This window comes from Micromonospora lupini (assembly GCF_026342015.1).
GTDB classification, from domain to species: Bacteria; Actinomycetota; Actinomycetes; order Mycobacteriales; family Micromonosporaceae; genus Micromonospora; species Micromonospora lupini_B.
Map to the genome: position 1 here is coordinate 1,332,948 of NZ_JAPENL010000002.1, position 14,466 is coordinate 1,347,413.

General features: G+C 68.5%; 9 protein-coding genes. 4 read left to right on the top strand and 5 right to left on the bottom strand.

Annotation, left to right across the window (positions count from 1 at the left end):
• Positions 1-5: 5 nt before the first annotated feature.
• Complete coding sequence (locus tag OOJ91_RS21075) at positions 6-2,702, bottom strand: replicative DNA helicase (RefSeq protein WP_266247398.1); 2,697 nt, start codon at positions 2,700-2,702, stop codon at positions 6-8.
• 382 nt (positions 2,703-3,084) lie between these two features.
• Between OOJ91_RS21075 and OOJ91_RS21080 the strand changes: the two genes are divergently transcribed.
• A complete protein-coding gene (locus OOJ91_RS21080; RefSeq protein ID WP_266247400.1) occupies positions 3,085-4,623 on the top strand; it encodes a hypothetical protein in 1,539 nt (512 codons plus the stop codon).
• Positions 4,624-4,705: 82 nt separating this feature from the next.
• Here OOJ91_RS21080 and rplI read toward each other — a convergent pair whose 3' ends face one another.
• From rplI to rpsF, 4 genes are all read right to left on the bottom strand, one after another.
• The gene (gene rplI, locus OOJ91_RS21085) at positions 4,706-5,152 is read right to left on the bottom strand and encodes a 50S ribosomal protein L9 (RefSeq protein WP_007453817.1); all 447 of its coding nucleotides are present in this window, start codon (positions 5,150-5,152) and stop codon (positions 4,706-4,708) included.
• A 14-nt stretch (positions 5,153-5,166) separates the two neighbouring features.
• Positions 5,167-5,406, bottom strand: a complete 240-nt coding sequence (gene rpsR, locus OOJ91_RS21090; protein WP_007073789.1) for a 30S ribosomal protein S18 — start codon at positions 5,404-5,406, stop codon at positions 5,167-5,169.
• Positions 5,407-5,447: 41 nt separating this feature from the next.
• Positions 5,448-5,984 (bottom strand): single-stranded DNA-binding protein, encoded by a 537-nt coding sequence (locus OOJ91_RS21095; RefSeq protein WP_266247452.1) that lies wholly within the window; start codon positions 5,982-5,984, stop codon positions 5,448-5,450.
• Positions 5,985-6,074: 90 nt separating this feature from the next.
• Complete coding sequence (gene rpsF, locus OOJ91_RS21100; RefSeq protein WP_007453836.1) at positions 6,075-6,365, bottom strand: 30S ribosomal protein S6; 291 nt, start codon at positions 6,363-6,365, stop codon at positions 6,075-6,077.
• A gap of 641 nt (positions 6,366-7,006) precedes the next feature.
• On the opposite strand from rpsF, the gene OOJ91_RS21105 reads away from it, so the two are divergent.
• The 3 genes from OOJ91_RS21105 (at position 7,007) to OOJ91_RS21115 (ending at position 14,466) form a co-directional block, all read left to right on the top strand.
• Positions 7,007-7,798, top strand: a complete 792-nt coding sequence (locus OOJ91_RS21105) for a deoxyribonuclease IV (protein WP_266247455.1) — start codon at positions 7,007-7,009, stop codon at positions 7,796-7,798.
• Positions 7,795-10,257, top strand: coding sequence for a hypothetical protein (locus tag OOJ91_RS21110; RefSeq protein ID WP_266247456.1), 2,463 nt, complete (start codon positions 7,795-7,797; stop codon positions 10,255-10,257). The genes OOJ91_RS21105 and OOJ91_RS21110 overlap by 4 nt, the downstream gene beginning before the upstream one ends.
• A gap of 291 nt (positions 10,258-10,548) precedes the next feature.
• Positions 10,549-14,466 carry an SGNH/GDSL hydrolase family protein gene (locus tag OOJ91_RS21115; protein ID WP_266247458.1) on the top strand — a complete coding sequence of 1,306 codons (3,918 nt, stop codon included), beginning with the start codon at positions 10,549-10,551 and terminating at the stop codon, positions 14,464-14,466.

Below are 14,466 nucleotides of genomic sequence, written 5' to 3' on the forward strand. Positions count from 1 at the left end.
ACGCCTTAGCCGATGGCCATGTCGACGAAGCGGGACAGGTGCAGCTGGGCCGCGACAGTCACCGTGTCGGTCGGCCCATTCCGATGCTTGGCAATTATGAAATCCGCCTCTCCCGCCCGCGGCGACTCCTTGTCGTAGTAGTCGTCACGGTGCAGCAGGATGACCACGTCGGCATCCTGCTCGATCGAGTTGTGGGTGGCGATGCCGTTGGCGATGAAGTTGTGCTTCTCAAGCACTGTCGCGTCGAACACCTCCTGCTCACCGATCGACTCGATGGACACGATCGAGTCCCAGAAGATGTCGTTGGTGGCGTGCAGGTCCAGGTCGGCAGCGTCCAGGACGCCAGCGATCGCCGCCAGCCGGGAGCGGCTGGGCGCATGCTTCCAGAGGGTGCTGCCGCAGAACTGGGTGCCGATCGCCTTCGCAAACTCGCGATGGGTCATCCCCTGCTCGACCAGGATCTCCTTGACCCTGGCCCACACCTCGCGCGGCACCGTGTCGACGTTTGTGTTGCTCTCCGTCGCCTCCAGCGAGGCAAGGAGAGCGGTACAGCCCTCCGACCGCTGCCCGTGGACGCCAATCTCGCGCAGGAACCTCAACTGGTCGTCGCGGCCGGAGATGTCGAGTGTGTACTGCGGACGATGACCCACCACTGGGACGTTCTTCAGCCGGGCCGTGATGCCATACCTCAGGAGCAGTCGAGAGATGTCCTCAAGCAAACGTCGGCTCGTGGACGCGAAGTAGACGCGTCCGCCGCGACCTGACTTGTTGACGGTCACCGACCCGTCCGTCGACCACAGGTGGCCCAGGAATCTAGTGATCTGCTCCTTCGGCAGGCTGAAGAGAGGCGGGGGAAGGAATTTCTCGTGTGCTCTGAGGCCGAAGAGCCCCAGGCTGTCCAGCCACTCCGCGATCGGGTTACGCCGACCACGCGCCAGTCGGTACGGAGCGGGCAGGCGGAGCGTGGTCACTCTCGCCACCGGATAGTCGTCACGCACGGCGCTGATCCCGAAATGCTTCGCCGCGTCCGTCACAGCCTGGAGGTTCAGCTCATCGCAACTCGCGTACCGGATCGGCTGCCGCCGCACGAAGGAACCATCGCCGAGGAGATGCGCCAACATGACGACCTCGGCGTCGTCCCACGGCCGGACGGCCATGGGAGGCGGCAGGTGTCGCGGCGTGGCGATGCGGTCTCCCGGCGAAAGTTCACCCAGGGGCACCCATCCGGTGAATGCCAGGAACGGGTGGTTGGCTGTGGCGTCAATTCGCTTGCCCGAGGCGAGGGTCAAACGGAAGACCTCGCGGGTACCACTGGGAAAGACGTGGGTCATGGTGCGCGGGGTGTAGCGAAGGCCCTCATCCAGTGCCCAGACCGGGATGTCCTTCGCGCTGTTGGCGAGCAGCTCACCGAGCGTGATCTCGCTATTGTCATCCGCCCGTATCAGCCGGGTATCAGCCGTGAGGCACCCAGATTCCCGCAAATCGGACAGTTGCGGGCGCTTGTCGGTGCGCTGCTCGGGACCACGGTTCAGCTGGCTGACCGCGATGACTGGGCACTCGACCTCCTTGGCGAGCAGCTTCAGGCCACGGGAGAGGTCCGCGACCTCCTGCTGCCGACTCTCGGTGCGCTTCGGCGAAGTCATCAGCTGGAGATAGTCGACCACGATCATCTTGAGGTCGTGTCGCTGCTTGAGCCGGCGGGCCTTCGCCCGGATCTCCATCAGGTTCATGCTCGGGGTGTCGTCGACGAACAGCGGCGCCTCGCTGATCTCACCCATGCATCGGGCCAGCTTGGTCCAGTCGTCGTCGGAGAGCTGCCCGCTGCGCAGCACGTGCAGTGGCACCCGTGCCTCGGCCGAGAGCAGTCGCATGACGATCTCGACCTTGCTCATTTCCAGCGAAAAGATGGCAGCAGCCTGGTTGGCGCGAATGGCAGCATTTCTGGCAAAGTCCATGCTAGCGGTCGATTTGCCGAGACCAGGCCTGCCCGCCACGATAATTAGCTGGCCGGCATGCAGGCCGTTGAGCAGCCGGTCCAGGTCGGTGAAGCCGGTCGGCACGCCGGTCATCATCCCGCCCTGCGCACCCACCGCCTCGATCTCGTCGAGCGTCGGCTGGAGCATGTCGGCCAGGACCGCGAAGTCCTCGCTGACCCGCCGTTCGGTGACGTCGTAGACGGCCTGCTGCGCGAGGTCCACGACGTCGTCGACGTCGCGGCTGCCACCGTTGGCGGTGCCGTAGCCCAGTTGCACGATCTTGGTGCCGGCCTCGACCAGCCGCCGCAGCACCGCGCGCTCGCTGACGATCCGCGCGTAGTACGCCGCGTTCGCGGCGGTGGGCACGCTGGCGATGAGTGTGTGCAGGTAGGGCGCGCCGCCGACGCGGACGAGGTCGCCGGAGTCGGCGAGCGCCGCCGCCACGGTGATCGAGTCGGCCGGCTCACCCCGGCCGTAGATGTCCAGGATGACGTCGAAGATTGTGGCGTGCACCGGTCGGTAGAAGTCGTTGGTCTTGAGGATCTCGACGACGTCGGCGATGGCGTCCTTGGAGAGCAGCATGCCGCCGAGGACGCACTGCTCGGCCGCGACGTCCTGGGGTGGTGTCTTGTCGAACTGGCCGTCCCGCTGCACGGGCGGCTGGCCGCCGCCGGGCCGTGACTCCGCGCGCCTGTCGTCGGTGACCGACACCGGTCCCCCCTCCACTGCGTCGGATCCGGTCCCAGCTCTACCGCTGGGGTACGACAGTTCTCCTCCGACCAGGCCGGTCGATCGGGGGCCATCGCCGGCGGTCGAGGGCCAACCATACGGACCCCGAGGTCAGCGACTCAACAAGCCCGGTGGACGAGCCTCGGGACAACCTGTGGACACCGGTGGACGAGCATGTGCGCAGGGTGTGCACAGGCTGTGGACAACGGTTGGGGAATTCTCAGCCACAAGCCTCTGAGCTGCTGAAACGCGGTCCCCAGCCTGTGGAGGAGAATATTTCGGTCGGTTCTGTGACACGATCTTCCCGTACTATCTCCAGCGAACGGCTACACCTGGACAGCGGATTACGCTTTCGGTTCAGAAGGGTCACACTCCGGCCGTGAGTTACCGGGACTGGGGACGCGGGGAGGGCAGCCCGCGCGAGCGCCCGCCGACCGCCTCGTGGGTTGAGCCCATGCTGCCCGCTCGGGTCGACCCGTACGACGAGGACGCGCGCTATCGCACCTCCAGTCGGCGGCGCGCGCTGGACCGTGGGCAGGACGAACCGGTCGACGCCTACCTGCCGCGGTGGGCGCTTGAGTCGGGGGTTCGGCACGCCGACGGCGGTGGCCGGCATGCCGCGCCCGACGAGGACGAGCCCGAGGTCGAGGTCGAGCGTCCGAGTTCGGGGGGCGGCTGGCGGAGCGCCGAGACGACGGGTCCCCGACGGCGTGCCATCGAGACGGGTTGGCGCGAGCAGCCGGCGATCGGCGCGGGCCCCGATTCGGACCACACCCGGGAGTGGACGCTCGACCGACCGCAGGAGCGGGGGTACGCGGGCCGTCGGCGTGCCGACGCGGCGGAGGAGGAGCCGGTCTCCGGCGCGGCCCCGGATCGTCGTCCCCGCCGTGCGCCCGCAGGCCGTCCGCAGGTGATCTGGTCCGGTGGGGACCTGGAGGCCGACTCGGCCGAGGTCACGGCTCCTCCGGAGCCGAGCCGGCCGACGCGACGCAGCCGGCGGGCGGCGGAGGAGTCCTGGACGCGTCCGGCGGTGGATCCGTGGGAACGCGGGTCGGAGCGGGCCGCGGAGCCGGAGTCGTCGTACGCGCCCGCGGTGGATCCGTGGGACGCCTCGGGTGTGCACGCGTGGCCGCCGGCCGGCCCGGACGGCACGGACCTGAGCGAGCAGTGGTCGCAGGCGGAAGGCGTCGGTGGCTGGGAGCGGTCGGACCGCACCGGCCAGTGGGAACGCTCGGCTGTCGAGGACGATCAGTGGGACCGCACGCTCCCACCCCGTTCGGACCGGTTCACGGCGGCCGAGGGGTGGTCCAGTCGGGACAACGGTTTCTGGCCCGGGACGCGGTTGTCCGGCGACGATCCGCGCTGGATGGATACGACGACGTCGGCGCCCCGGTCGCCGGTGGTGGGCTACACGGCTCCGCGACCGCGCAGTGCTCCCGTACCCCCGGATGGCGCGCGGCGTCGGGCGGACCGGTCGCCGGTCGGCGCGGCGTCGGTCCGGCGGCGGGTCGAGTCGGTGGCCACGGGAGGTTGGGCGCGTCGTCTGGAGGACGACCTGCTCGACCCGGATCCCGGTGGGTCCGTCCGTCCTCTGCTCTACACCGCCGCCTGTTACCTGGTGCCGGCTGTGCTGATCTTCCTGTGGTTGCTGACGTTGGACGGGCAGGCGCCGGCGGGGTGTGTCACCGACATCAGCGGGGGTGGCTGCGACTCCGCTCGGTCACGCGCGCTGGAGTCGCTGTTGGCCGGCTCGCCGCGGTTCGGGTTGGCGCTGGTGAGCAGTCTGGTGGTGGCTGCCCTGCTGCGGCGGGTCGGGACGACGTGGCGGTCGGCCACGATCGCGCTGGCCGCGGCGGTGGTCGGCGGTGGTCTCTCCACGGTGCTGATCAGCGTGGTGACCGGTCAGCCGATCGGCTGACGGCGGGCCTGTCCTGCCAGGGCATGCGCGAGGGCCCGCACCGATCGCTCGGTGCGGGCCCTCGTCGTGGTGCAGCTGGTCGTCAGCCCTGAACGACGTTCAGGTTGAACGACGCGGTGACCTCGGGGTGCAGCTTGATCTTCACCGGGTAGGTGCCTGTCGACTTGATGTGACCGGGCACCTCCAGCCGGCGACGGTCGAGGACCGGACCGCCGGCGCCCTTGACGGCGTCGACGATCTCGGCCGAGGTGACCGAGCCGAAGAGCCGACCGCCGTCGCCGGCGCGGGCCTTCAGGTTGACCTTGAGACCCTCGAGCTGACCCTTGACCTCGTTCGCGTGGTCGAGGTCGCGGATCTCGCGGGCCGAACGGGCCCGCTTGATGACCGTGACCTGCTTTTCCGCGCCCTTGGTCCAGGCGATCGCGAAGCCCTGCGGCAGCAGGTAGTTACGGCCGAAGCCGTCCTTGACCTCGACGATGTCGCCCGGGGCACCGAGGCCGGAAACTTCCTGAGTCAGGATGATCTTCATATCGGTGCCTCCTCTCAGCGGGCCGTTGCGGTGTACGGCAGGAGCGCCATCTCGCGGGCGTTCTTGACCGCGCGGGCGATCTGCCGCTGCTGCTGCGAGGTCACACCGGTGACCCGCCGAGCGCGGATCTTGCCGCGGTCGGAGATGAACTTACGCAGCAGCGCCGTGTCCTTGTAATCGATATAGGTGATCCCGTCCTTGTCGAGCGGGTTCACCTTCTTCTTCGGCTTGCGAAGTGCCGCAGCCTTGGCCATTGACCTTGCTCCTGGTTTGCGATCGCGGGCGCTCGGCGCCATTAGAACGGAGGCTCCTCGTCGAAGTTGCCGCCCGAACCAGCACGCGCGGGAGAGGGTGCGGCCGAAGCCCAGGGGTCGTCGAAGTTGCCTCCGCCGCCACCCTGGCCACCACCACCGCCGCCACCACCGAAGCCGCCGCCACCGCCACCGGAGCGGGACATCTTCTGCACCTTCGCCGTGGCGTAGCGCAGCGACGGGCCGATCTCGTCGACCTCAAGCTCGATGACTGTGCGCTTCTCACCCTCGCGGGTCTCGTACGACCGCTGACGCAGCCGACCCGAGACGATCACGCGGGCGCCCCGCTGCAGCGACTCGGCGACGTGCTCCGCCGCCTGACGCCACACGGTGCAAGCCAGGAAGAGCGGCTCGCCGTCCTTCCACTCATTGGTGGTCTTGTCCATGAAACGGGGCGTCGAAGCGACCCGGAACTTGGCGACCGCCGCACCGGACGGGGTGAACCGCAACTCGGGGTCATCGGTCAGGTTGCCGATGACCGTGATGGTGGTGTCTCCTGCCATGACCATCTCCTCGCGCACTCAGCGTCTCGCCGTACAGGCTCTCAGAGCCGTACGACAGAGTCGCGGAGGCTGATCCGGGCGAACCGGGTTGAATGCCGGACTGAATGCTTAGCGCATCTCCGGCCGGATGACCTTGGTGCGCAGCACGGACTCGTTCAGCCGGAGCTGACGGTCCAGCTCGGCCACGGCAGCAGGCGTAGCCTGCAGGTCGACGACGGCGTAGATGCCCTCGGCCTTTTTGTTGATCTCGAACGCGAGGCGCCTGCGGCCCCACACGTCCGTCTTCTCAACCGAGCCACCCGCGGTCCGAATCACGTTCAGGTACGTGTCGAGCGACGGGGCGACGGTGCGTTCCTCGAGGCTGGGGTCGAGGATCACCATGATCTCGTAATGACGCAAGACGTGCTCACCTCCTGTGGGCTAAGCGGCCACGGTCCTTCCGTGGCAGGAGGTCGTGCGTCGCTGCCCGCACGTGCCGGGGGAACCCGGCCGGACGCGGACAACCTGACCAGGATACCCGGTCCGGACGATCATGCCCGGGGGTGGTCGGGTCGGTGTCCCACGCACACCGACGGGGGCCCGCCACCCGACCGTTACTGGTCGGTGGCGAGCCCCCGTCGACGAGGCCGCGGAGCGTCCCGTCCGCATTCCTTGGGTGGGACCTGGGGAGGAACGACCACACCGATGAGGTTGGACCGAGGACGCCCCGCGGAGCTTTATCGTGTTGTTATCTGACGATACAACGGCTCTCGTGCCTTGTTGGGGCAAAAGGCGGAATTTTCCGAGATTCTGCGGTGGCGGAGATCTGGCACGTCGGGGGGCCGCCCCCGCGGCGCCGGGCCGCGCCGCAGGGGTGACCTCGCTCCAAGCCGACGAGCGCCGACTGCCATGCGCGGTGTACCCGCCACGCGCAGCCCCGGGCCCTGCTCGCCGGGTTCCATCAGATCAACGATCGTCGAGCAGCCGGGGTGACGCGACGAGCGGCGACACCGCGCCGGCCGTCACCGCAGCCGTCGGGGTCGCGACGTAGGCTCGCTGCCATGCGTATCGGAGCCCACGTCGACTCGACCGACCCGCTGGCGGAGGCGGCCGCCCGGTCCGCCGACACCGTGCAGTTCTTCCTCTCCGACCCGCAGGGATGGAAGGCCCCCAAGCCGCGGGAGGACGCCGAGCGGCTGCGCGCCTCCGAGGTCGACCTCTACGTGCACGCGCCGTACGTCATCAACGTGGCGACCCTCAACAACCGCATCCGGATCCCCAGCCGCAAGCTGCTGCTGGGCCACGCCACCGCGGCGGCCGCGATCGGCGCCCGGGGCCTGATCGTCCACGGCGGGCACGTCAACGCCGGGGACAACCTGGCGGTCGGCTTCGACAACTGGCGCAAGACATTCGCGTACGCGGCCGACTCCGGCGGCTTCGGCGTCCCCGTCCTCATCGAGAACACCGCAGGCGGCGACAACGCCTGCGCCCGCCGGCTGGACGCGCTGGCCCGGCTCTGGGACGCCATCGGCGACCACGAGGTCGGCTTCTGCCTCGACACGTGCCACGCGTATGCCGGTGGCGAGGAGTTGCTCGGCCTCGTCGACCGGGTGAAGGCGATCACCGGTCGGATCGATCTGGTGCACGCCAACAACTCCAAGGGCGCGTTCAACTCCGGTCAGGACCGGCACGACAACCTGGACGGCGGGACGATCGACCCGGAGCTGGTGGTGGCCGTGATCCGGGCCGCCGGAGCGCCGGTGGTCGTCGAGACCCCGGGTGGCGTGTCCGGTCAGGCGGCCGACATCGACTTCCTCCGCCAGCAGCTCGGGACGGAGCGCCCGGCAGCATGACGACCGGACAGCCCGGGACCGGGAACACCCGACCCACCTCCGCCGGGGACTCGCAGGTCCCGCCGGCCACCCCACCCACCGGTGCCACCTCCGCGGGATCGGCTCGCGCGGTCGCCACGGCGTCCGCGGCCTCGACCGCCGGGGACCGCCCGGACGGGGACGCCGGGACGGACAGCCCGGCTCGGGGCAGCGGTACAAGGGCCGACGCCGCCACGGACGGCGGAGCGAAGGGCACCGCTGGCCCGACCGACGGGCCCGCTCCGGACGCCGCGAGGAACGGGACCGCGACGCTGGACTCGGCCGACGGCACCTCGGCCAAGGACGGCGCGGCCGCAGGGAACACGGCCAAGCGTGGCGACCGCGTCGCAGCCTCCGCCGCTGGAGACGACAGCGCCACCGGCGGCGACCGGGCGAGCAGGGCGACAAGCGACGACAGCGCCAAGGACGGCGACACAGCCAGGGGCAGCGACGCGAAGACCGGCGCAGCCGGGAACGGCCGACCCGCCAGGCCCACCAAGGGCAAGAAGGCGAAGACCGACAGTCCGGCGAAGACCGAGACTTCGGTGGAGGCCGACAGCCCGGCGAAGACCGAGACTTCGGCGAAGACCGACAGCCCGGCGAAGACCGACAGCCCGGCGAAGACCGAGACTTCGGTGGAGGCCGACGGTGCGGCGAAGCCGGTGACGGCCGAGCGCTGGGAGGCGTTCGCGTCCGCACCGGAGCCGGCGCCCTCCCGGCTCACCCGGGCGGCTCGTGCGGTCGGTCGTCGCCTGGTCCACGAATGGACCCTGGCCACCCTTGGCGCGCTGGCGCTGGCCGTGCTGATGACCTGGCCGACGCTGCGCTACCCGCGCTACACACTTCCGCAGGACCACTGGGACCCGAGCCTGCAAGCCTGGCAGATGGCGTGGTCCGGGCACATCCTGCTGGCCGACCCGGCGCGGCTGTGGCAGTCCAACACGTTCTTCCCGGAGCTGTGGAGCTTCGCGTTCTCCGACACGCTGCTCGGCTACGCCCCGGCCGGGATGCTCGGCAGCGGCCCCGAGGACGCGGTGCTGCGCTACAACATCATGTTCGTGCTGGCGCACGCGCTCGCCACGCTCGGGGCGTACGCGCTGGCCCGGCAGCTCGGCGCCGGTCGGATCGGCGCCGCCGTGGCCGGGGTGGGCTACACCTACGCGCCGTGGCTGCTGGCCCAGGCCGGGCACCTGCACGTGCTCTCCAATGGTGGCATCCCGCTGGCCCTCGCGATGCTCGCGCGGGGACACGGCTGGTCGCTGCGGCACGGCTACCGGCCGGAGCGGCGCCACGACGCCTGGGTGTACGCCGGCTGGCTGGTGGCGGCCTGGCAGATCAGCCTCGGCTTCGGCATCGGCCTGCCGTTCGCGTACTTCCTTGCCGGCGCGGCGCTCATCGTCGCGGTGCTGTTCGGAGTTCGCCGGCTGAGGTCCGGCCGGGTGCTGCCGTTCGGCCGCCGACTTTTCGTGGCCGACGTGGTCGGTGGGGTGTTCTTCGCCGGGGTGGGCCTGCTGATGGCGCTCCCGTACTTCCAGGTGACCGAGCTGCATCCATACGCCGAGCGGACGATCCGCGACATCAGCATCTTCTCGCCGCCGGCGTCCGGCTTCGTGACCGCGCCCGCCGAATCACGGATCTGGGGTGGGTTGCACGAGGGTGCCCGCGCGGCGCTGCCGTGGCATCCGGAGATGACGCTGCTGCCGGGCTTCGTGCTCTACGCGCTGGCCGTCGGTGGGCTGTTCTTCTCGGTCTGGCGGCTACGGCACCGACTGCTGCTGCTCGTCGGGGTGCTGGTGACGATGGCCTTCGCGATGGGCACCCGCTTCTTCGACGGGACGTTCACCTACGTGCCGCTGTTCGAGCACGCGCCGGGCTGGAACGCGCTGCGTACTCCGGGCCGCTTGATGCTCTGGGTCACGCTGCTGCTCGCCCTGCTCGCGGCGGGCGCGGTCACCGCCCTCACCGACCGGGTCCGTGAGCTGGCCGCGCAGCGGATCCCGTCCTGGCCGGGGCCGTGGCTGCGGATGGCCACCCTGCTGCCGCTGCTGCTTGTCACACTCGAGGGGTTGAACGCCACCCCGCATCCGGTGGTGCCGACCCAACCGGCGGCGATGCGGTCGGCGGAAGGGCCGCTCCTGGTGCTGCCCAGCGACCAGAGCACCGATCAGCACGTGATGCTCTGGTCGACCAGCGGGTTCCCGGATGTGGTGAACGGCGGCAGTGGTTTCACGCCTCGGCAGCTCGACGACGTCCGACGGGTGAGCCAGTCGTTCCCTGACCAGATGAGCGTCGACTACCTGCGGACGCTCGGCGTCCGCACGGTGGTGCTGCTCCGCGGCCAGGTGCCCGGCACGCCGTGGGAGATCACCATCGACGCACCTGTCGAGTCGCTCGGCATCACGCGCCAGGACGTCGGCGACGCCGTCGTCTATCGGCTCTGACGTCTTTCCCCAAGGGCGGTTCGCCGGGGATCGGTCGCCGTCACCTCGGGGACAGCGTGTGACGGTCGTCCGATGTGACGGCGATGAAATAGCAATGGCGACACCCCCCACGCTGAGGGCTCCCTGATCCCCCGGTGCTGTTCGCGCGCACTTCAGCCACCACGGCGCTTACTTCCGGCCTTGCTCACGGCGTCTGAAGGCGAATGCGGCCGCATCGAGTCCGAGAGGAGTCCGATGGCTCGTCGACGTTCCCGATCTCCGGCACTACTCGTCGCCGCGGTGGCCTGTGCGGTGCTGCTTCCCCAGTCGGTGCACGGCGTGGCGTTCGCAGCAGCCGCGCTGCCTGCGCCGCCACCCGCTGCGGATACCCCGTCGTTCACTGTCGATCCGCAGCGTCGGGCCGATCTCCTCACCGAAGGCTATAAGGAGTCCCAGGACGTCGCGTGGACGACGTCGGGAGACGGCAACGGCTTCCATGTGCTCGCCGCGACCGCCAGCAGCGGTTACACGTGGCGGACAGTGGCCAGTCTTTCCGAGCCGGGATTCGATGCGGACCAGTGGATCGGCAACGCCTGCCTGACCGGTTCCGGTCGTCGGCTCGTTGTCGTCTACGCGCCGCGCACCTTCACCAACAAAGCGGATCTTTTCGATCGCGGCGGCTTCACGGCATCGGTGGACCTGGTGACCGGCTCGGTGCGCAAGCTGCCGGTGCAGTCGTCGCTGGCTTACTTCAACCCGGGGTGCGGCGCCGACGAGACGGCGGTCCTCACCCAACTCGGAGGCAAGCTACCGAACGAGCAGGTCGACGGACCCGCTCGTACTCGACTGTTCCGGCTCGATGCCGACAAAGGCCAACTCTCGCAGCCGATCCTCGTCAATGCCGAGGTGACCTCTGCGCTGCCGGTGGGACGCACCATCGTGGCCGCCGGAGCTTCGCGCTTGGTGCAGGTGGGAGGCAACGGCACGCTGACGCCCGTCGCCTCCACCTCGGGAACACCGTTCCAGCTCAAGGCGGACGGTGCCGGCGGCGTCGTGTTCATGGACCGCACGGGTGACCGGGTACGGGTCCGGCGCGCCCTTCCTCAAGCAGGGACCGAGCCGCGAACGCTCGCGGAAGGGCAACTGTCCAAACTAGGCATCACGCCTGGCGCTGGTGGACGGGCCTTCATCACTGGCCGGGCAGACCGGACGCACGCCCTACCGAAGGACGTGTCGAAGGTCGAGGTGGCGGCCGGGTCCCAGCTGTCTTCGCAAGGGCAATTGGCGTTGACCGAGGTCCGCTGGGCGGGTCAAGCCGACCCACGGGTTGCGGTTCCGGACTCGACGTCGCCACGGCAGGTGAAGATCCAGGCCACTGTGTTGGCCAACGGCAAGAAGGTCGATTTCCAGGTGCAACCCGGCGACGCTTCGGACGCCCAGGCCGCCGAGGGTAGGCGGATCCATCCAAAACTTTCATCGGCCGGTGGGGGTAGCCGGGCCTCGGCAGCAGCCGCGGGCTCACCGACCAACCCGGTGGAGGCGGAAGCCTACTGCTCGGTCCCGCGCAACGATCCGCACAACCAGGCATTGCAGCCCAAGCCGCGCCAGGTCGAGTGGGCAGTCGACCAGGCGATCACCAATTCGCTCTACGTGCAGCGGGAGGCCAACTGGAAGAACCTTGGCATGTCCGCCTACCGACCTCAGGATCTGTTCCCGCCGATCCCGTTGGTCGGCGGCGGCCGCGTTCCGGCCCAGGTCATGCTCGGCATCGCAGCGCAGGAGTCGAATCTCTGGCAGGCGTCCTTCCACGCTGTCCCGGGCGTCACCGCCAGTCCGTTGATCGGCAACTACTACGGCCGCGATATCTACAACGCCAAGGAGGAGGACGACTGGGACATCAGATGGGAAGAGTCAGACTGCGGGTACGGCGTCACACAGGTCACTGACGGTATGCGGTTGGCGGGCCGGGAGAAGGAAGGTGAGGTCGCCATGCCCCCGAACAAGCAACGTGCCGTCGCTCTGGACTTCGCCGCGAACATCGCCGCCGGGCTGCAGATTCTGCAGTCGAAGTGGAACGAGACCCGGAGTGCCGGGTTGATCGTCAACAGCGGGGATCCCGGCGGGCTCGAGCACTGGTTCTTCGCTCTCTGGGCATACAACAGTGGCTTCCACCCGGACCAGGGCAACGGATCCCCGTGGGGCGTCGGTTGGGGAAACAACCCGATCAACCCGAGGTACCGGGCCGACCGCGAGCCCTTCCTGGAGTACACGTACGCCGACGCGGCGAATCCGCAGTTCTGGCCGTACCAGGAGAAGGTGCTCGGTTTCGCCGGACACCCGCCGGAGTTGCTCGAGGGCCCGGACCAGTTGGTCTCGGGCTTCCGGGCCGCTTGGTGGAACGACACTCGGCAACGGATCACCGTCAAGCCGCCGATTGATCTCTTCTGCGACGACTCGAACTCCTGCCACCCAGGGGAGTTGAACGTTCCGGATGATCCGGATGTGGTGGGCGAAGAAGCCGGCCCGTGTGCCCACAAGAACGCCGCCGGCCGCTTCGACCTCGTGTGTTGGTACAACCGGCCGGTGAAGTGGAAGGAGGGCTTCGACGCCGGCAACGAGGTGCTCCGATTCGACCCTGGGTACGCCTATCAGGAGGACGCCACGAGCTACGCACCGAACTGCAGCCTGTCGGGCTTGCCGAGCGGCGCTCTCATCATCGACAACGTCGTCGACGGCACACCGTCGGTCAGGCCGGGCTGTGGACGGCCCTGGACGAACGCCGGAACCTTCAATCTGGACTTCGCCGCGGACAGTACTGGTCACTACCCGTCCAAGGTCGATTTTCACCAGATCGGTGGGGGATTTGGGGGCCACTTCTGGTTCGCGCACACCCGGCGGCCCGATGACCAGGGAGGAAAGTTGCGGGTGTCCGGTACGTGGTCGCTGAGCCAGCAGGTCCAGGGCTGGGCCCGGGTGATGGTGCACATGCCCGACCAGGGCGCGCACACCCGTCAGGCCGAGTATCAGGTAGACCTTGGACAGGGCTTCGACAAGGGCAAGAAGAGGGTCCTCCTGCAACGCACCCAGGAGCACCGCTGGGTGTCACTTGGAGTCTTCAAATTCGCCGGGACTCCCCGCGTCCGGCTGTCGACCGAGACCCAGGACGGCACCGGGGTAGAGGATGTGGCGTGGGACGCGATCGCGGTGCAGAAGCTGAACGCGAAGCCGCGTCACCAGGTCGTGGCACTCGGGGACTCGTACTCCTCCGGCGAGGGAGCCTCGGAAAACCGTGGTGCCGACTACTACCGAGAGACCGATTTCAAGCAACTCAACGGCGATGACGTGCTGTTCCAGAACGACTGCCACCGCTCCAAGTACTCCTGGTCGCGGCAGGCGGTGCTGTCGGACAGTTCGGCATCGATCGGCAGCCGGGCCGATTCCTGGGATCCGCAGATGGACTACCAGTTCCATGCCTGCTCGGGAGCCCGGACTCACAACCTGCTGCCCTTCCGTACCGTTCCCACCGGGCAGTCACCGCCGGCGAACGCGTTCAACAAGACGGGCAGCGGCTCGTACGGCGAAGTGTCCCAACTGGACAAGGGTTTCCTCGATGAGAACACCACCCTGGTCACTCTCTCCGTCGGGGGTAACGACTCCGAGTTCAGCAAGGTGGTCCAGGAATGCATCTACGGGTCCGGCCTCCAACTCTGCCAGGACAGCACGTTGAAGGGCGACACCGAACCGGTGAGCACGGCCACCAGGAAGCGCATCGAAGGGCCGGTCAAGGAATCACTCAAGATCGTGCTCAGAGAGATCCACAAAAAGGCACCGTCAGCCAAGATCTTGCTGATGGGCTATCCCAAGCTGGTCGAAGGGTACTGCGTCCTCGGCATCGGCGCGGGCGAACTGCCCTGGCTCAACTCCACAGCCGACCTCCTCGCGACGAAGATGGAGGAGGCGGTCAACGAGGTCAACGCCGAGGGGGTGCAGGTGTGGTTCGGCAACCCGATCCAGCGCTTCGCGGGCAAGGGTATCTGCGGTTCACCAGAAACGGTTAATGGTGTCATCAAGGACCTGACTGCCGGTGAAGAGGGACCGCTCAAGAGCCCGATACCGGACTCGTGGAACGTCTATGGGGCCTCACAGCAGTCATTCCACCCGAAGATCAGTGGCGCCGGTATCTACGCTCAGGTGATGAACGACGTCACGCGCGGAAAGATGGGGCTTTGA